Consider the following 19,594-nt stretch of genomic DNA (forward strand, 5'->3'; position numbering starts at 1 on the left):
ACCGCCAAGCGTTGCGAATCCGTCTTAAATGCTTTGTTATGCAAATTCAATAAGATAAACATAAAGTTACACTAAATTTGATTAAGAAAACAATCAAAATGTTGGTTAAGTGAGCCAAGAATCAACCAAAGCCTTAGCTGTGATAAATAAGCCGCCAAAACAAAGCACACCTTTCAGCAACAAACCAAACTTTTGAATCTGAAAAACTCAACGAGCAAAATATTCAGCAAACTCGAAACTCTCGATTAGCTTGCCCTTTCCACACTTTGCGACCGCTAAATTTACAACGCACCAACGCTAAAGCTGATTGAGGCAAACAAAAAATCTTATCTGTTTTACGGGTTGAATTGACCACGAATTTGGAGCCGAAAATGCTCATTTGCCGACAACACAAAACGAATGGCCGGAGAAATCCCAAAAGAATGAAACCCTAAATTTACCTGAGTTGCATAACGCCGCATTAAGTGGTGAGCAACGCTAAACACTGGTGCTTCGACAAACCACTTAAAACACAAAAACTGAATTTACACTAAAACCGCCAAGCGTTGCGAATCCGTCTTAAATGCTTTGTTATGCAAATTCAATAAGATAAACCAGAAGTTACACTACATTTGATTAAGAAAACAATCAAAATATTGGTTAAGTGAACCAAGAATCAGCCAAAGCCTGAACCTTGATAAGTAAGCCGCCAAAACAAAGTCCACCTTTCAGCGACAAATCAGCTTTTGAATGAGACAAACTCACCGAGCAAGGCTTTCAGCAAGTGTGAAATGCTCGATAAACTTACCCTTTCCACACTTTGCGCCCGCTAAATTTACAACGCACCAACGCTAAAACCGATTGAGGCAGACAAAGAAATTTGCCTGTTTTACGGGTTGAGTTAACCAAGAGTTTGAGGGTAAAAATGCTCATTTGCCGACAACACAAAACGAATAGCCGGAGAAATCCCAAAAGATTGAACCCCTAAATTTACCTGAGTTGCATAACGCCGCATTAAGGTGTGAGCAACGCCACCACTGAACCTAACCAGACCACCATAAACACGAAACCCAACGATGGAATGAAAAATGCCAAGCGTTGGGAATCACTCTTAAATGCTTTGTTAGGTTTTTAAAACATACTGCCCTGAATAGGCTTAGCTCTTAGCTGATTCGAATATTGCTTCGCGGTTAGATTTAGAAAACTATCGGGCGACGCTAAAGCTTCATTTAACAAGCCGTTTTTACTCAAGCTAACATAAAGTGCAATTGCATAAGCTTGGCAGTTTATCGATTTTTTAGGGTTAAACTCTATATCACTAAATGCATCGTACATCTCTACTTGAACTGCAAGATCCTGATTTTGAACCAGCGCATTGATGTACAACCAGTCGTAAAAAAAAGTTCGAGGTTTGTTGGGGAACTTTCTCCCAAAGAACTCAAAGTGAGTAAGATTACCTGACTCTTTGAGGCGTAAGTCTTTTTTTGCAGCCCTAGAATCCATACCTATCAAATCTAAATATGGACCTCCTCGTTCAAAAACTTTACTTCCTTGAAAAGCAGTCTCTACTGTAAAGCTTTGTTTTTTAAGCTTTGTAGTAATGCACAAGTTAAACGCACTTAGTGAAACACCAAGCTCATCTAACGATTTGCTAGAAACCTCTAATATAGCACCGATACCATTGTTTTGTGCCACCATATGAAGTTCTTGAATCGACTTTTGCTTTTGTGATGCAGCCATCCCGGGGTGCCACTTGAAGTCCATCATTTTTTCAACAACACCAACGTCTGAACCTTGGTTTAAAATCGGGCAGAAAATTGGTCTAGTCGCCATAATACTTAATATTCCCTACTAAACGTGCGAGTGCCATAAAAGCCTTTGTTCGGACTATGAACGTAAGACTTACAGCCTCCAATAATATCTTTGAAGTCTTTTTCTGATTCTTTGTCAGGAAAAACCACCGCACCAATGTAACCTTTTGGAATAGTATCGAAAACCAAAATTTCAGCTTGAACGTCTGTTGGGTCGTAATCTTCTAACTTTTGGTCTGCTCGACTTCGTTGAGATGGAAGCTCATCAAACATTCCCTCAAAAGCTGCCGCTGTTTTGAGAGTTTCAATGTCTTGGCTACTAATTGCACCGTCAGCAGCATTGTATTTACAAAACGCACTGCTGTGTTTTTGTAAGAGTTCAGGGTCCAAAGCAAGTAAACAAAATTTGTCACCACTATTTTTCCAAAGTTTGTAAAACATCTGGCAATTAGGGAAAGCAACCGATAAAGAAACAGAGTCTTCATGCCCATCAAGCCTTGCATCATCATTACTTTCGTATTCTGCATCTAACGCACCAAGTTGAGAGCGAGGTACTAAACCATCACTAAAGATGCTCTTAAGGTTTTTTAAGTTCGTGAAATGTACCAAATAAGGTATTTTTCTTTCTGCTATAACATTTTTAATTTGCTCTTTTTCCATTACTACAGCCTTTTTAAAGTATCGAAACCAAGCATATGCAACCATGCTAACTTTGATATGGGGAGCAAAATACCCTTATTCAAGATGCGGGATTAGAAATGTAAATGTTTTTTGTGAGCTAAATCAGAAACCTAACGCCCAATTAAGTGGTGAACAACGCACTGACCAAGCCGCTGCATAACACCGTAAACACTTTACCTGACGCATAGTAAAACTGCCACGCGTTGAGAATCCACTTGAATTGTTTGTTATGTGAATTTTACCGTGAATTCAAAGTAAATCACCGTAGAAATGTAGACATTTTAATAAGTTACGTGCAAAAACGATGCTTACCAAACCCTAAATTTCACAGCGATCTGAGCCAAAGAGAACCACTTGCAGAATCAACAATAAAGAAAGCGCCCTTTCAGCCACAACAAAATCTTTTGCTTCACCAGATTTTCAGAGCTGAATTTCAGCAAATAAATCAGTCAAAAATGCATTTCAATTGAAGCGATTTGAAACCGACGAAACTCAACACAAACCAGATCCAAAACGCAATTGAGGCAACCCAAGAACCTTGAAAACGATCAATCTCAAGTTGTTCAAGAATCCATTTCGACCAAGCCAACTTGCCGAAAACACCGAACGAATTTTCAATGAAATCGTAGCTTTGACCTTAAAAACCCATCAAACACATAACGCCGCGTTAAGTGGTGAGCAACGCCGACCACCCTACCTAAACCATTGTGACATAAACACTTAAACTGAAGTAAGCCTAAAATGCCAAGCGTTGGGAATCCGTCTTAAACGCTTTGTTATATGCGTTCTTAAAGTTACCTAAGATACTTATCTCTGGCTGGCCTGAATAGCATCAACCAACTATTTAGAATATTCCATCAATTCAACTGGAGCTCCATTTACCTCAATGAAAGCAACAAGTAAACCCTCACTTGGTGAGTTAGGTTCAATAATGACTTTCTTACCTTTAATTTCAGCCATTAGATCATCAACTTCAAAAGCGGCATGAGGAACTGTTTTTACCAACTCAGGATATGGAGCATCAGCCCAAAAACGCTGCCACTGGATACCATAAGGGTTGTTTTCATGATCAGATACGGTCATCTTTAAATGAGGTAAATCGATTTCGCCATCGAATCGTTCTGTTGTTGGTATACCTAAATGATTGAACTTCATTGAATATCCTTCTTATTTCCACTTCAGCATATAACGCCCAATTAAGGTGCGACAACGCTATAACACCCAAGCTAAAACATTGCACCGTAAACACAAAATTCAAACCGGAGTGAAATCGCCAAGCGTTGGGAGTCACTCTTAAATTGTTTGTTATAAGCGTACTAACGTTTTCCAATAATCATAAAGACCATCGATATTTGAAGAGCACATTAAGCTCATAGCTCCCTTAACTTGTTCATCGCTCCATTCCCACCACTTCATTTCTAACAACTGAGATATCTCAGCCTCTGTGAACCTGTAACGTATATGTTTCGCTGGGTTTGAGCCGACTATTGAATACGGAGCGACATCCTTAGTAACGACTGCGCGACTTGCGATAATTGCACCATCGCCGACAGATACACCACTCATAATCATCGCTTCAGTGCCAATCCATACATCATTACCAATAACCGTGTCACCCGAACGCTCAAAACCATCTTTAGCATCCGCGAAATTTTCATTGTCTTGATAGAAAAATGGAAATGTACTGACCCAGTTATTTTGATGTCCTTGATTCCCTGCCATCATAAATACAGCACCAGAACCAATTGAGCAGTAACTTCCGATAATTAACTTATCAATATCAGTTCTATCCGGTAGCAAGTAACGAGCACAATCATCGAAACTATGATTATGATAATAACCAGAATAGTAGCTGTGTTCACCCACAATGATATTTGGGTTCGTAACCTGTTCTTTCAACGATTTACCCACAAAAGGGCTTTCAAAATAGTTATTCAATTTTATTCCTCTTGGAAGCTTATAACGCCTTGTTAAGGGGTGAGCAACGCAGTGCCGATGCAGCCGCATACCACCTTAAACAATAAAACTAACGCACAGTAAAAATGCCACGCGTTGCGAATCCCTCTTGAACAATTTGTTATGTGTTTACTCAAAGTAACCCTCGGAAGCAATTGCGACCGATTGAAAGTACAACCCTTCACCTTCTTCTAAGTCAGGAAGAGTTGGACGCCAGAAAGATAACTGAAGCTCTTTAAATACGTAGCTATAGCCTAACTCTGGATCAGAATGATCATAGTTACCTTCTAGCTGAATTCGTTCGAGCACATTAGTCGCTAATGTTCTATGAACGTCAAAGCCAAGCAATGTCGTTGAAAACAACTCAGAAGCAGCGGCTTCAATGAACTCAACTCTTCCTTCATTATCAAAATCTACCATGAGACCGTCTAAAAAATGATGGCGATGTCCATAGATGCAATCAGGAGCTCCGATAACATTGTTCACTTCAGTTTCTGTCATACCGAGCTTAACTGGACCGATTGAGTTTCCTAATTTAATTTCGAAAATTTCCATTTTTATCCTAAAAACACATAACGCTATCTATACTGCTATTTGCCTACTTTTATTTTATTCCTTCGCCATCTATCACACCATCAAATTAGTCTAAAATTTGTATAAAAATATTTATATTCAGTTAATTACAATATTGAACAACATGAAGAAGATCGCATTAGACGGATTTTTGTAACTTAGCCAATTGACTAGTAAGAAAAGCATACTACTGTATATATATACATGCCATTAAACTAAAGGATTGCAATGAAATCACAATTCATCTTAAGTATAAAAGAGTATATGCAAGCACGCCATTATGCGAATAAAACAATCGAGGCTTACTTACATTGGATTACTCGATACATTGTTTACCACGATAAAATACACCCGATGAAAATGGGAGATAATGAGGTAGAAGCCTTTTTGACTAATTTAGCTGTTAAAGGAAAAGTTGCAGCTAAAACTCAAGCTCTAGCGCTAAACTCATTACACTTTTTGTACCGTGAGATAATAAAAGAACCGCTTTCTATTAACATGAATTTTAAAAAGTCACAATTAGATAGAAAATTACCCGTGGTGATGACTAGAGATGAAACAAAACGATTTCTAGAACACATAGACCCACGTTATCAGCTACCAATCAAACTACTATACGGATCAGGGCTAAGGCTTATGGAATGTGTTAGATTACGTATACAAGATATTGATTATGACTACGGTGCAGTGAGAATTTGGCAAGGAAAAGGTGGGAAAAACCGAACCGTTACACTAGCTAAGGAGCTCTATCCTCAGCTAAAAGAACAGCAAGCCTTGGCAAAAAGGTACTATGATAAAGATATGCAAACAAAAGGATATGGTGGTGTATGGCTCTCAAATGCACTCAGTGAAAAGTATCCTCATGCTGCTTATGAATTCAATTGGCATTACCTGTTTCCCTCACATTTAATTTCTATCGATAAAGAGACAGGTTTAAAACGTAGACAGCACATCAACGAATCGGCAGTGCAACGTGCGGTTAGAAAGACTGCACGTGATGCAGAAATTAAAAAAAGTATTTCATGCCATACCCTAAGGCACAGTTTTGCTACACATCTCCTTGAATCAGGAGCCGATATTAGGACTGTTCAAGAACAACTTGGACATAGCGATGTGAAAACCACCCAAATTTATACACATGTATTGGATAGAGGTGCAAATGGAGTACTAAGCCCACTATCTCGGTTATAAAATCAGTGACAAAATATGAAATGTCGATAAAGAAAAAAGGAGAGCAAATGCTCTCCTTTTTCTTAAACCTGACTGCTAATTAAAGAGCAGCTTTCGCTTTTTCAACTAGAACTGCAAATGCAGCTTTGTCGAATACCGCGATATCGGCAAGGATCTTACGATCGATCTCGATAGATGCTTTCTTAAGACCGTTAATGAAACGGCTGTAAGATAGACCATTCTGGCGAGATGCAGCGTTGATACGCGCAATCCATAGCTGACGGAACTGACGCTTTTTAGTGCGACGGTCACGGTAAGCGTATTGACCAGCTTTGGTAACTGCTTGGAAAGCTACGCGGTAAACACGTGAACGTGCTCCGTAGTAACCTTTAGCTTGTTTTAGAACTTTCTTATGACGTGCACGAGCTTGTACACCACGTTTTACGCGAGGCATTATGCTTCTCCTAAACTAAACGATAAATAAACTAAAAAGAATTAAGCGTATGGCAACATACGGATAACTGCAGCCACTTCACATTTAGGAAGGATTGCATTTGGACGTAGTTGACGCTTGTTCTTAGTAGTACGCTTAGTCAAGATGTGACGTTTTGTAGCGTGCTTGTACTTAATACCACCAGCAGTTTTCTTGAAACGCTTAGCAGCACCTTTGTTGGTTTTCATCTTAGGCATGATGAATAACTCCGCATTGTAGTAGTTTAATAACAATGTAATTAGGGCGAATAAAACCTTGCCGTTTTTCAACAGCAAGGTTTTATTACTTGTCAGCCGTTAATTACTTCTTTTTAGGGGCAAGCATCATGATCATCTGACGTGCTTCAATTCGACTCGGGAAAGATTCTACTACTGCTAAATCAGCGGTATCTTCTTTCAAACGATGAAGAACATCAACACCGATGTCTTGGTGCGCCATCTCTCGGCCACGGAAGCGAATAGTAACTTTCACTTTGTTGCCTTCTTCTAGGAAACGCGTCAGGTTGCGTAGTTTTACCTGATAGTCTCCAATATCAGTCCCAGGACGGAATTTAATTTCCTTAATCTGGATCTGCTTTTGCTTCTTCTTCTGCTCTTTAGCAGACTTGCTCTTTTCAAAGAGGAACTTGCCATAGTCCATCACACGACAAACTGGTGGCTCGGCGTTAGGGCTGATCTCTACAAGATCCATACCAGCTTCTACAGCAGCTTCAAGTGCTTCGTTGATTGATACAACACCAACGGGTTCACCATCTGCGCCAGTTAAACGAACTTCACGAACGCCACGAATTTCACCGTTTAAACGGTGCTGGTTTGGTTTGGCCGGCTGTTGGCCACGTCTTCCGCCTTTAATAGTTTATTCCTCCAGATTGAGCTTACGGCTCGAAACTTCGGCTTGGATGTATGAAATTAAATCATCCACTTTAAACTTGCCTAAGTCCTTACCCCTACGAGTACGTACTGCGATTTCGCCAGCTTCCATCTCTTGGTCGCCACAAACCAGCATATACGGTACACGTTTCAAAGTGTGTTCGCGGATTTTAAAGCCAATCTTCTCATTTCTCAAGTCTGCTTTAGCTCTAATTCCACATTTTTGTAGTTTTTGCGCTACTTCTTGAGCATAAACTGCCTGTTTGTCAGTTATGTTCATAATAACGGCTTGTTCAGGTGCCAACCACGTAGGGAAGAAACCTGCATATTCTTCAATTAGAATACCAATGAAGCGCTCTAACGAGCCAAGGATCGCTCGGTGAATCATCACTGGAACTAATCGTTCATTGTTCTCACCAACATAGGTTGCACCTAAACGAGTTGGTAAGTTGAAATCAAGCTGTACTGTACCACATTGCCATGCGCGATCTAAGCAATCATGCAAAGTAAATTCGATTTTAGGACCATAGAAAGCACCTTCACCTTCTTGAATCTCATATTCGATGCCCATAGCTTCAAGAGATAACTTCAGAGCTTCTTCTGATTTGTCCCAAATTTCGTCACTACCTACACGCTTTTCAGGGCGAGTTGATAACTTCACAACAATATTGTCAAAACCAAAGGTTGTGTAAGTATCGTAGACCATTTTAATACAAGAAGTGACTTCTTGTTGAATTTGGTCTTCTGTACAGAAAATATGAGCATCATCTTGTGTGAAACCACGAACACGCATAATTCCGTGTAGTGAACCTGACGGTTCATTACGGTGACACGAACCAAACTCAGCCATACGTAGTGGCAAGTCACGGTAAGATTTTAGACCTTGATTAAAAATCTGAACATGGCCTGGGCAGTTCATTGGCTTGATTGCATATTCACGATTCTCTGAAGAAGTTGTAAACATGGCATCAGCGTACTTATCCCAGTGACCAGAACGTTCCCAAAGCACGCGGTCCATCATCAACGGACCTTTCACTTCTTGGTAATCATACTCGCTCAGTTTTTGACGAATAAATACTTCAAGATCACGGAAAATTGACCAACCATTATGATGCCAGAACACCATGCCAGGTGCTTCTTGTTGCATGTGGAATAGGTCTAAGTGCTTACCAATTTTACGATGGTCACGTTTAGCTGCTTCTTCTAAACGCGTTAAATGCGCTTGCAGTGCTTTCTTATCGTGGAAAGCAGTACCGTAGATACGTTGCAGCATTTTGTTGTCGCTGTTACCGCGCCAATATGCACCAGCAACACTCAATAATGTGAAGTGTTGGCAAAAGCTCATATTTGGTACGTGTGGACCACGACACATATCTATGTATTCTTCATGATGATAAAGACCTGGTCGATCATCACGAGATACATTTTCATCCAAAATTTCAATTTTGTATGTTTCACCGCGAGCTTCAAAAGCATCACGAGCTTCCTGCCAACTGACTTTCTTTTTAACGACTTGATATTTCGTCTTAGCCAACTCTTTCATGCGCTTTTCGATCTGTTCTAAATCGTCTTGCGTTAAAGATTGCTCAAGGTCGATGTCATAGTAAAAGCCGCTATCGATCGTCGGGCCAATCGCCATTTTCGCTTGTGGGTAAAGTTGCTTTAATGCATGACCTAGCAAGTGCGCGCAAGAGTGACGCACAATTTCTAAACCATCAACTTCATCTTTAGCAGTAATGATTTCAAGGCTGGCATCGTTTTCGATAAGGTCGCATGCATCAACACGCACCCCATCAACACGACCTGCAATGGTTGCTTTCGCAAGACCTGGGCCAATTGAAGCTGCAACTTCCATTGTAGATATAGGGTTATCGAAATGACGCTGACTGCCGTCAGGAAGTGTAATAATAGGCATGTTATATCCTTACAGTGGTGTTGCACACCAAGCAACACATGTTTATTTGAATGAAAAATAAGTCATCAAAGATCAATCGGTAACACGAATACCGGAACTTCAATGAAGTGAGGATTTTAACTAGCTCACACTAGCGATGTAAAGCGCGAATAGTCCAAATAAAAAGAAAAAGCCCACGGCACTAACCATGGGCTTAGTAATTACACTATGAATTATGCTTCGCTGCGACGTGGGCGACTAGCACCACCAGTACTGCTGCTATTGCCGTGACCACGCTCGCCACGGAAGTTACCACGGTGGTCACCACCACGGTTGCGATCAAAACGACGCTCACCATCGCGACCAGAAGCAGCAGCACCTTCACGGTTACCGCGGAAGCCACCTTCACGGCCACCACGACCAGCGCTTGCACCAGCTTCACGATTGCGGAAACCGCCATTGCCACCTTCACGACGAGCACCGTTACCACCTTCACGACGGCCACGAGACTCACGGAAATCATCAAAATCACAAACCACTGCGCCCACTTCTTTTTGGCGAATACGTAGCTTGCGCAGTTTACCTGTCACGTCTGATGACATCGCTTTTGGAAGTTGAACGAATGTATGACCTTGCGCTAGCTTAATCGCACCGATAGAGCCTTTGGTTAAACCAAGCTCGTTCGCTAATGCGCCAACGATGTCTTTAACTTGAACGCCTTGCTCACGACCAACTTGAAGTTGGTAAGTATCCCAATCTGTATTTGAGGTACCGTATTCACGACGGCTGCCTTCGCGGCCACCTTCACGACGCTCACCACCTTCTTTACGATCACGGCGACGCGTTTTTTCACGCTCAATCGCTTCAATCATTGGGTCAGCACCTACGTAGAACAGAGGACGCTTACCTTGTTGGCGTTTAAGTAAAATAGCAGCTAAAGTCGCAGCATCAATTTCTAAACTTTCTTGTAGCTTTTCAATCAACTCAGCAAATTTGTCTAACGCTGTGTGACCTTTTTCAGCTTCTAGTTCTGCGCCTAATTTGACAAGACGAGACTCAGCTACTTTGTCACGCAGTGGCAGTTGAATTTCTTCCATTGAAGAACGTGTAACACGCTCGATAGTGCGAAGCATACGAATTTGGTTAGTACGAACAAGAAGGATCGCCTTACCTTTACGTCCAGCACGACCAGTACGACCGATACGGTGAATGTATGACTCAACGTCAAATGGAATATCGTAGTTAAATACGTGTGTAATACGAGGCACATCAAGACCACGCGCTACAACGTCGGTTGCTACAAGAATATCAATCACACCTTGTTTGATATGATCAACAGTACGTTCACGCAATGACTGAGGAATATCACCATGGAGTGCTGCCGCTTTAAAGCCACGTGCAGACAACCAGTCAGCCAAACGCTCAGTATCTTGGCGAGTACGTACGAATACGATTGAAGCATCGGTCTCTTCTGTTTCAAGAAGACGAGACATCGCTTCGTCTTTCTCTACGCCTTTCACTACCCAGTATTGCTGCTCTACTTTTGCAACAGTTTGGTTTGAACCAGCAACGTCAACACGCGCAGGATCACGTAGGTAGCGATCAACAATAGTCTTAACCATTGGTGGCATAGTCGCAGAGAACAATACACGCTGAGCTGTGTCAGGTGCTTGTTCCATGATCCACGTTACATCATCAACGAAGCCCATTTTTAACATTTCGTCAGCTTCATCTAGAACGAATGTGTGGCATTCGTCTAAGTGTAGACGGTCACGAGTGATCAAATCTTTTACACGACCAGGAGTACCAACCACAATGTGAGCACCTGATTTAAGTGCACGCATTTGATCAACAATAGAAGCACCACCGTAGATCTCAAGAACTTTGAGACCTTGAATTTTCTGGCCAAGGTTTTTGATTTCTGCGGCAACTTGAATGGCTAGCTCACGAGTAGGAGCCATCACAATCGCTTGTGGTTTGTACTGAGAAAGATTTAGCTTATTTAATAGAGGCAGAGAAAACGCAGCCGTTTTACCTGTACCTGTTTGTGCTTTACCTAGCGCATCTTTACCTTCGAGAAGGAAAGGAATAGCTGCTGCTTGAATAGGTGTTGGAGAAACGAATCCCATTTCATTTAAAGCTGATAGAATTGAGTCGTTCAGGGCTAATTCACTGAATTGAATTACAGAGTCTTGCATGGAGATCCCACTAGATTAATTAACAAAAGGTCCCACGAGCTCTACCAATTCCAATACCGATCCAATAAAAGAGCTGAGTTCCGTTCAGATGCGGATAAGTCTTAAAACGCATCAAGCCGCTAGGGACATATAAGGGACGCGGATTATTCCCTAAAAGCATAAAAAAAGCCAGTAAAAATTGAATTACATCACATATTTCTCTCATAAACACCATTTCAGCATATAAATTCACCGAAAATTGATGAAAATTTGCGTCATGGTAAAACGATGAGGATACAGGTTGGCAAAAATAGCGCTTTCGGTAGTAATCATCCCTCTCAATGATTATAGTGTGCTTAATCACATTCGTTAGAAAAAGACACATGTTTCAAGATAATCCACTACTCGCCCAGCTCAAACAACAAATCCAAGAAAACCTGCCAAAAAAAGAAGGCACAATCAAAGCGACAGATAAAGGCTTTGGCTTTTTAGAGGTCGACAGCAAGAAAAGCTTCTTTATTCCGCCTCCATACATGAAAAAGTGTCTTCACGGCGATAAAGTGATCGCTATCATTCGCACTGAGAATGAAAAAGAAGTAGCAGAGCCTCAAGAGTTGGTAGAACAGTCTTTAACACGATTTATCGGCCGCGTGAAACTATTGAAAGGAAAATTGCACGTTACGCCTGATCTTCCTCAGTTAAAGAAACTCTCTTTAAAAGCGAAAGTACAAAAAGGACTCAATCCTGAACATTTTGCTGAAAATGATTGGGTGGTAGCACAACTTACTCGCCATCCTTTAAAGGATGATAGTGGGTTCTTTGTTGAGATCACTCAGAAAATCACAGATGCAAACGATAAAATTGCTCCTTGGTGGGTAACATTGGCTGAAAATGATCTCCCCAACAGTGAGCCGGAAGGTATTGATCACTGGGAGATAAAAGATGACGCAGATCTAGAGCGCATCGATATGACGCATATTCCTTTCGTGACAATCGATGGTGCTTCAACGAAAGATATGGATGATGCACTTTATGCTCAGAAAACTGAAAACGGTGATTTCAAACTAACCATCGCAATTGCCGACCCAACGGCCTACATCGCTCCCGAAGATGAAATGGATAAAGTTGCTCGTGAGCGAGGCTTCACTATTTATCTACCGGGCCGCAACATTCCAATGCTTCCGCGCGATTTAGCCGATGAGCTATGCTCTTTGATGGAAAATGAAATCCGCCCAGCCCTTTGCTGTAGTGTGACCGTTACTAAAGATGGTGTGATTGGTGATGACATCCACTTCTTTGCAGCCAATATTAAATCACACGCTCGATTAGTGTATGACCACCTATCCGATTGGTTAGAGAATGGTCACTCTGACGATTGGCAACCTAGCGAAGAGATCGCGACCGTTGTACGTGCACTTTATGACTTCTCTTTGGCTCGCGTACAATGGCGCGAGACTCACGCTGTTGTTTTCCCAGATCGCCCAGATTACCGATTTGAACTCAGTGAAGATAATGACGTGATTGCTATCCATGCTGATATGCGTCGTTCCGCAAATCGTTTGGTTGAAGAGGCAATGATCACCGCTAACATTTGTGCAGGTAAAACGCTGCGAGATAGCTTCGGACAAGGCGTTTTCAATACACATGCTGGCTTTAAGCCTGAGAAAATCGCGGATGTGGTTGAAATGGTCAACCCAACGGGTGAACTTGAATTCAACGCAGAGAACCTTACGACCCTTGAAGGATTTGCTGCAGTACGTCGCTGGCTGTGCAAACAAGAAACTAGCTACTTAGACAACCGTATTCGTAAATGCCAAGCATACAGTGAAATTGGCAATCAACCCCTACCTCACTATGCGATGGGTTTAGATATCTACGCGACTTGGACATCTCCAATTCGTAAATATGGCGATATGATCAACCATCGTATGTTGAAGGCGCATATTCTTGGCAAAGAGCCAATACAAAGACCCGATGAAACCGTGGGTGAAGAGCTCGCATTGCATCGTAAACATCACAATATGGCAGAACGTAATGTTGGCGATTGGCTGTATGTGCGTACTCTTGCGGATGAACCAAGTAAAGGAACCAAATTTACTGCAGAAATTTTCGATATTAATCGCGCAGGTATGCGTGTACGCCTTGTTGAAAACGGCGCTGCAGCCTTCATTCCTGGTTCTCTAATACTCAATAATAAAGAGCGTCTAGAATGTAATAACGATAACGGCACGGTTCTGGTTGATAAAGAAGTGGTCTTTAAGTTGGGCGACACTTTAGAAGTGGTTTTAGCAGAGGTAAACCAAGAAAATCGTAGCCTAGTTGCCAAACCGACACAAATTTTCGCTGATGCGCCGGTTGCTACTGAACCTTCAGATTCTGCACCTGAAGCTAATGAGCAACAAACAGCTAAGTAACACGTTTCACTTAAATCAGAAAAAGGCATTCTTCGGGGTGCCTTTTTTACGATTAGTTACTCACAGAGCCTATAGATAATAAAAAACCTAAACTTACCAAAAATATGACTTAGGATCTTTTTCAATTTCTCTGATTAAAGCGGTTAAATCATCGCTTTTCGGTAAATAGGGATAAGGCTGCCACGACTGCGTATCTTGCTGGCCATTGAGAACATACCTCGCTGAACTATGGTCACTGGGAATGTATAAACCCCATTGCAGTTCTTCTCGAATTACTTTGGCAACAATGCTCGAATAATCAGAATGGGTTGAGTCTAACTTGTAATGATGTTTAATAAACTGTACCCCATCAGCGATAGGCTCAAAGCACGATTTCCCCAACTCCACAGGCAAACTTTGGTTACGGTTGTGGCAAACTAACTCTGCCCTTCGCTCCAATTGACGTTGTAACAAATTCACTACCGCCATATAAACCTCGATGAAAAGTGGATTACCTCGCTGACTATAACTGACTTACAGCATGAGGGGAGATAAAAAACTAACTCAACTCTCCCATTTCGATTTCCATTCACAAAAGTGTCATCTGTACGACATATTATAGCCGCTCAATTCATAACTATATTGGAGTCTTTATGTTTCGAGTCGCGCTTGCAGCACTACTCTCAACCTCTTTATTTACTCAGTTTGTCTTCGCAAGTGAAATCAATATTTCAGGCTCAACTTCGGTCGCTCGAATCATGGATGTATTTGCAGAAGACTACAATGCCAGTCACCCGGACACTTATATCGCGGTTCAAGGCGTGGGGTCGACCGCAGGTATCACACTATTGAAAAAAGGCGTTGCTTCGATAGGAATGAGTTCACGTTATCTCACAGAAAATGAACAAGATGACGCTATGACAACATTGCCTATCGCCTACGATGGATTAGCCGTTGTAGTGAATCGTTCGAATTCTGTTGAAAACCTCTCTAGACAGCAGTTGTATGACATCTATAAAGGTAAAATCACTAATTGGAAGCAAGTGGGTGGCAATGACCAAAAAATCGCGGTAGTAACACGTGAAGCTTCTTCGGGTTCTCGGTACAGCTTTGAAAGTCTGCTAGGGCTCACTAAAGTTATCAATGATCGCTTAGTTTCCGACATTAACCCTAACAACTTAGTCGTCAATAGCAACAGTATGGTTAAAACATTGGTAAACCATAACCCACAAGCGATTGGTTTTATTTCAACTGGCTCTGTGGACAAATCGATTAAAGCGATAAAATTTGAAGGTGTGGAAGCAACCGCTAAAAACATCACGAGCCATGAATACCAACTTTCACGACCATTTTTAGTTCTGTACTACCCACAAAAAATGACGGAGGAAGTGAAAGCGTTCATTTCATATCTAGGTTCAGACAAAGCCAATGCACTTATCGATGAATATGGGTATATTTCGTTGAACGCTCATAAATAGCAACAGCATCAACTTGTAGTTCAAATAGCAAAAGAGGAGAGCATAACGCTCTCCTCTTTTTTAAATTCATTCAAAATTAAAAGTGCAGTTGAATCACGGAAGTAACAACGCAACCCGGTCTACGCACACCGTCAATCTCGATTTTGATTTCTCGTTCAATCTCTAAGCCTTTTTTAATCGGCGTTACTTTCAATAAAGTACTTACCGCTCGAACGCGGTTACCAGACTTAACCGGATAAGGAAACCTAACTTGGTTAAGGCCAACATTGACTACCATTTTTGCTGTTGGAAACATCAACTTACTCGGATCGACGCTATCGGTTAACTTAGGCAGTAAAGACAAGGTCAGAAAACCGTGCGCTATCGTTGTCTTGAACGGTGAATCTACCTCTGCTTTTTCTGGATCAGTGTGAATCCATTGCATATCTTCGGTGACTTGACCAAACTGGTTGATACGTTGTTGATCAACAGTCATCCAATCACCAATATGAATCACATCGCCAATTTGAGCTTGCAGTTGATTGTAGAGCGTCTGCGCTTCTGGCTTTAATTGAATAGGCTCAGCAACGGGAATATCTTCATTGACCGCTGGTTGATGAAAATCTCTAACCCAAGAAAACAACTGACGGCTATTTGTTCTATGTAAAAACTCACCCCAGTACTCTCGTACTGTTGGAGACACCCAATGCATAAACTCAGATTGATACTTACTCATTGAATCACCGCGATGCTTAAAAAGATTCTCGACTTTCATCTAAACCTCAATGATTATCTAAAATGATGGAATTTGCTAATTTTGAAGCAGTTCACAGTTATCTGCAAACACTTTCGGGCGTACACATGTTCCCCCAACACCAATAAATCATTATTTTTCAAAAACATAAAAATAAAACACTATTTTATTGGCTTTATAATAAATAGAGTAATTACCTGAAAAATCAAATCAAAATATATCAATAAGAATCATCAGCGCTGCTACTAACTCTTTCACCTGTACAGCAATTAGCCAAACAGAACAAACTTAATAAATTATTACTTTACAAGACACTAGCCAAAAACTATTATTAGCGCCGCACGGAGAGATGGCTGAGTGGTCGAAAGCACCGGTCTTGAAAACCGGCAACCGTTAATAGCGGTTCTAGGGTTCAAATCCCTATCTCTCCGCCACTTTTATGAACTAAGCTGTTGATTTTTCAACAGCTTTTTTCTTTTCTACGGTACAAAAGTCACTGATACATAAAGGTGATACATATGTACCTGTTCAAACATCCTTCTAGCGTCTACTATACTCGCGTAAACTTCCCTTCGTTGCTTCAGAAGAAAGGCTACCCTACTGAAAAACGCATCTCTCTTTTAACCAAAGAACGCAAACTTGCGATTATTCGAAATCTTGAGATGACTGCTCATTTAAAGAGTCTATTCATCGATCTGCTCAAAGATCCCGACATGGATTTCTACACCTGCTCCACTTCTATCGATACTGTTGTTGAAACACTACGTAGCAATTATCGTGAAGAAGACCAGAATCGTTACTACGCTTCACTTCCCACTGTTCAAGATGATATTCAACTCCCACGTCATATCGATCTGCAAGACGAACGTACCTACCTGCAAACTGTTTCTCCTTCTTATCACTTTCGTCGTTGGCTTGCTCAATTTATTCAATCAAAAAATACGGAAGGTGTTGTCGCTTTAACGACTCATCAACTTCAGCAGCGAGTCAGCCATTTTCTAGATTATCTTGATAGGGAGGAGCTTTCTGAGCCAAGCACAGGCGATATGCTGAGTTATATCGATCACTTGCGTTCCGAAGGTCGATCGGCTAAAACCAATAAAGACTATTTTGCTTCAACTAAGCAGTTTCTATCATGGTGCACGATTAAAGAGTTCATTCTTGTTAACCCTGCTCAGTCACTAAAGCCGAGCTTTAAAAACACTAAGCATGCAAGCGATCAGCGTGAAAGGTGGAGCATACCTGAACTTCATAAGTTCTTTTTGAGTGAAGGTTTCAAAGAACAATCTGACGATTTTCAATGGATCTCTTATTTGCAGTTGTTCGGTGGATTTCGAACTCAAGAACCTTGTCAGCTTTACACCAATGATGTGATCTGTGACGATGCGATTCCTTATATATCAATAGCTGACTACTACCCACACCAACATCTTAAAAATCAGCATGCAGTTCGCTATGTCCCTATCCATCCGTACCTAATTGAGCGGGGATTTCTAGATTTTGTTCGTTCAAGAACAACTGCTACCAATCAACCTCTTTTCCACTATACCCCACAAGGTAAAGACAACGACTGGTCAAAGCTCTACCGCACTCAGTTCGGAAAGTTACAAACCCGTTTAGGAATGAAAGCACGGCAACGTCCAACCGCTTACAGTCTGCGTCACACGTTCATTGATGAGTTAAAACAGTTAGATGAACCAGAACACCGTGTTGCTGAGATAGTTGGGCACGTGAATCCGCATATGACTTTCGGACGGTACGGCAAGAAGGCACAGCTAGATAAGCAATTCAAAATCGTTTCAAAAATGCAGATAGTGGGGTTGTCATGTTAAATATTACTACGAATGACCTGAAAGGCATGATTTACACTATCGACCAGTACTATGATTATCCTGAGTATGACTTTTCACCTCTGTTTTATTTGGGGATTGATAGACATGACATAGTCGTACTCCATCACGTCATCAGTACTCTCCGTCAAGTGCCTTATCTTGATATCAGTGATTTTGCAGGTACACCAGCAAAGTCGGTTATCAATAAACTTGGTGGGATTCAACGTCTAAAAGAAGCATTAGCGATAGATGATTACTCATTTTCACAGTTTCTGAAAGATAACCCCATTGATGAAGAAACGGGGATGAGCTTGCCTTACTCGTTATATCTAAAGTTTGCTAGAGAAATTCGTCGTTCATATATGTCCGATGATGTGATGCTCGCTTCTTCACTGTGCGTACAGTTCTCTGACGGACTTCGAGTTCAGGCGATTCCATTGCCTAATCATCGCCAGACTCGGATACCAAGTACTAATCAAGAAGCGGCACATGTTGCCGTGATGCTTTACAGCAATAAGTACCAGTTTCAGAGCTATGATTCATCGGCATCAATACTCTCTTTGCTTTGCACAGGCCAAAATCGAACGGTTGATATAGAAGTACGATGCTGTGCATCACAACTTATGCATCATCAATATCCGGCTTTGTGTGTCAATGATGATTTACCTGAACATTCTATTGTCCGAAACCGAAGAAAAATTGTCACTTTTTCGCAACGGATACTTCCATTACTAAATCATTAAATGTTCTCCAACACGGGCGCATAACATTGCGCCCAGTCTTCTCCCTAAAAGTAATGACATTATGCGGAAAATAAAAACTATTACTGTCAGTCATGCATACAAGCCTCAGTTCGAGCATCTAGTTGATCTTCGAGAGCAACGCGGTTGGCGAGCGGTTAGCCCGGTGATTAAACACGGAGAGTGTTATTGTGTTGATATGGCAATCGAGCAGAGACCCGTTATTTACATTGGCATTTCAGGAGTACTGTATCCGAACGGCGATGATGCTCAATTAGCTGCTATTGATGCATACAAAGCTGGGAAATTTACTGATATTCAGTTTATACCGAGTGCTGTCCAGAATTTGATAGCCTTACTGGATTCAACAGAAGCGAAGTTAAAAGTACATTCGATGTGGCGCAATCGGCTTTATGGTGAGACACAGCAAATGGCTCAGTTATTCTTGAACAATGGCTTTCAGCCACATCACCTACATTCAAAATTTTTTGTTCCGTTCAAGGGACGTGATGGAATCAAGGAGTTGGATATCAGTTTTTCAGTGAGTGATGACTCATGGGTTTATATTGTTGTTGATAAACACCATTTAGATCTGAATCCAGAATTTGTTAGCTATACTGTTCAAAATCTAAATGAAGGGTTAACCAGTATGGATATTGAAGCCATTTATAGATTAATCGAGAAAGAGGAGCCTGTAATTTAAATTGTGTATCTGCTTATAATTAAGCCAGTCATGGCTAAGGATAAGCAATATGGACAAGAAAGCTTTAGAAGCCTTCGCTCGCGAAGCCGCTAAGTCAATTAAGACGCCTTCG

Annotated in this window: 18 protein-coding genes and 1 tRNA gene; 7 read left to right on the forward strand and 12 right to left on the reverse strand. The window is 41.3% G+C overall.

Annotated elements, in window-relative coordinates:
• Nucleotides 1–1,110: 1,110 nt before the first annotated feature.
• From EYW48_RS18820 to EYW48_RS18845, 5 genes are all read right to left on the reverse strand, one after another.
• Nucleotides 1,111–1,719: a hypothetical protein gene (locus tag EYW48_RS18820; protein WP_274700964.1), complete on the reverse strand. Its 609-nt coding sequence runs from the start codon at nt 1,717–1,719 to the stop codon at nt 1,111–1,113.
• Nucleotides 1,720–1,817: 98 nt separating this feature from the next.
• Entirely contained in the window at nt 1,818–2,450 is a 633-nt protein-coding gene (locus EYW48_RS18825; protein ID WP_277432856.1) for a DarT ssDNA thymidine ADP-ribosyltransferase family protein, read from the reverse strand.
• Between the two features lie 861 nt (nt 2,451–3,311).
• Nucleotides 3,312–3,626, reverse strand: coding sequence for a hypothetical protein (locus EYW48_RS18830; RefSeq protein ID WP_064626880.1), 315 nt, complete (start codon nt 3,624–3,626; stop codon nt 3,312–3,314).
• Nucleotides 3,627–3,776: 150 nt separating this feature from the next.
• Nucleotides 3,777–4,409 (reverse strand): type B chloramphenicol O-acetyltransferase, encoded by a 633-nt coding sequence (gene catB / locus EYW48_RS18835; protein WP_088729504.1) that lies wholly within the window; start codon nt 4,407–4,409, stop codon nt 3,777–3,779.
• A 147-nt stretch (nt 4,410–4,556) separates the two neighbouring features.
• Entirely contained in the window at nt 4,557–4,982 is a 426-nt protein-coding gene (locus EYW48_RS18845) for a hypothetical protein (protein WP_038874146.1), read from the reverse strand.
• 246 nt (nt 4,983–5,228) lie between these two features.
• Between EYW48_RS18845 and EYW48_RS18850 the strand changes: the two genes are divergently transcribed.
• Nucleotides 5,229–6,191 (forward strand): integron integrase, encoded by a 963-nt coding sequence (locus tag EYW48_RS18850; RefSeq protein ID WP_171981165.1) that lies wholly within the window; start codon nt 5,229–5,231, stop codon nt 6,189–6,191.
• A 79-nt stretch (nt 6,192–6,270) separates the two neighbouring features.
• On the opposite strand, the gene rplT is transcribed toward EYW48_RS18850, so the two are convergent.
• The 5 genes from rplT to EYW48_RS18875 form a co-directional block, all read right to left on the reverse strand.
• Entirely contained in the window at nt 6,271–6,624 is a 354-nt protein-coding gene (rplT, locus tag EYW48_RS18855; protein WP_040992521.1) for a 50S ribosomal protein L20, read from the reverse strand.
• Between the two features lie 41 nt (nt 6,625–6,665).
• Complete coding sequence (gene rpmI, locus EYW48_RS18860; protein WP_005377932.1) at nt 6,666–6,860, reverse strand: 50S ribosomal protein L35; 195 nt, start codon at nt 6,858–6,860, stop codon at nt 6,666–6,668.
• A 103-nt stretch (nt 6,861–6,963) separates the two neighbouring features.
• Nucleotides 6,964–7,515, reverse strand: coding sequence for a translation initiation factor IF-3 (infC, locus tag EYW48_RS18865; RefSeq protein WP_080996372.1), 552 nt, complete (start codon nt 7,513–7,515; stop codon nt 6,964–6,966).
• Nucleotides 7,516–7,518: 3 nt separating this feature from the next.
• Nucleotides 7,519–9,447: a threonine--tRNA ligase gene (gene thrS / locus EYW48_RS18870; protein WP_053311015.1), complete on the reverse strand. Its 1,929-nt coding sequence runs from the start codon at nt 9,445–9,447 to the stop codon at nt 7,519–7,521.
• A 212-nt stretch (nt 9,448–9,659) separates the two neighbouring features.
• Nucleotides 9,660–11,624 (reverse strand): DEAD/DEAH box helicase, encoded by a 1,965-nt coding sequence (locus EYW48_RS18875; RefSeq protein WP_277432857.1) that lies wholly within the window; start codon nt 11,622–11,624, stop codon nt 9,660–9,662.
• A gap of 362 nt (nt 11,625–11,986) precedes the next feature.
• Between EYW48_RS18875 and rnb the strand changes: the two genes are divergently transcribed.
• On the forward strand, nt 11,987–14,017 hold the full coding sequence (gene rnb, locus EYW48_RS18880; protein ID WP_274676805.1) for an exoribonuclease II: 2,031 nt from the start codon (nt 11,987–11,989) through the stop codon (nt 14,015–14,017).
• A 93-nt stretch (nt 14,018–14,110) separates the two neighbouring features.
• Here the strand turns inward: rnb and EYW48_RS18885 are convergent, their stop codons facing one another.
• Nucleotides 14,111–14,485, reverse strand: coding sequence for a DUF3024 domain-containing protein (locus EYW48_RS18885; protein ID WP_053311018.1), 375 nt, complete (start codon nt 14,483–14,485; stop codon nt 14,111–14,113).
• A 164-nt stretch (nt 14,486–14,649) separates the two neighbouring features.
• On the opposite strand from EYW48_RS18885, the gene EYW48_RS18890 reads away from it, so the two are divergent.
• Entirely contained in the window at nt 14,650–15,474 is an 825-nt protein-coding gene (locus tag EYW48_RS18890) for a phosphate ABC transporter substrate-binding protein (RefSeq protein WP_053311019.1), read from the forward strand.
• A gap of 76 nt (nt 15,475–15,550) precedes the next feature.
• Here EYW48_RS18890 and EYW48_RS18895 read toward each other — a convergent pair whose 3' ends face one another.
• Nucleotides 15,551–16,228 (reverse strand): MaoC family dehydratase, encoded by a 678-nt coding sequence (locus tag EYW48_RS18895; protein WP_053311020.1) that lies wholly within the window; start codon nt 16,226–16,228, stop codon nt 15,551–15,553.
• Nucleotides 16,229–16,550: 322 nt separating this feature from the next.
• Between EYW48_RS18895 and EYW48_RS18900 the strand changes: the two genes are divergently transcribed.
• The 4 genes from EYW48_RS18900 to EYW48_RS18915 all read left to right on the forward strand — a co-directional run bounded on the left by EYW48_RS18900 (nt 16,551) and on the right by EYW48_RS18915 (nt 19,482).
• Nucleotides 16,551–16,641 (forward strand) — tRNA-Ser (locus EYW48_RS18900).
• Between the two features lie 84 nt (nt 16,642–16,725).
• Nucleotides 16,726–18,039 carry a site-specific integrase gene (locus tag EYW48_RS18905; RefSeq protein ID WP_277432858.1) on the forward strand — a complete coding sequence of 438 codons (1,314 nt, stop codon included), beginning with the start codon at nt 16,726–16,728 and terminating at the stop codon, nt 18,037–18,039.
• Nucleotides 18,033–18,782 (forward strand): hypothetical protein, encoded by a 750-nt coding sequence (locus EYW48_RS18910; protein WP_277432859.1) that lies wholly within the window; start codon nt 18,033–18,035, stop codon nt 18,780–18,782. The genes EYW48_RS18905 and EYW48_RS18910 overlap by 7 nt, the downstream gene beginning before the upstream one ends.
• 61 nt (nt 18,783–18,843) lie before the next feature.
• Complete coding sequence (locus EYW48_RS18915; RefSeq protein ID WP_277432860.1) at nt 18,844–19,482, forward strand: hypothetical protein; 639 nt, start codon at nt 18,844–18,846, stop codon at nt 19,480–19,482.
• Nucleotides 19,483–19,594: the final 112 nt, after the last annotated feature.

It is taken from the genome of Vibrio sp. 1180_3 (genome assembly GCF_029478545.1).
Classification (GTDB): Bacteria; Pseudomonadota; Gammaproteobacteria; order Enterobacterales; family Vibrionaceae; genus Vibrio; species Vibrio aestuarianus.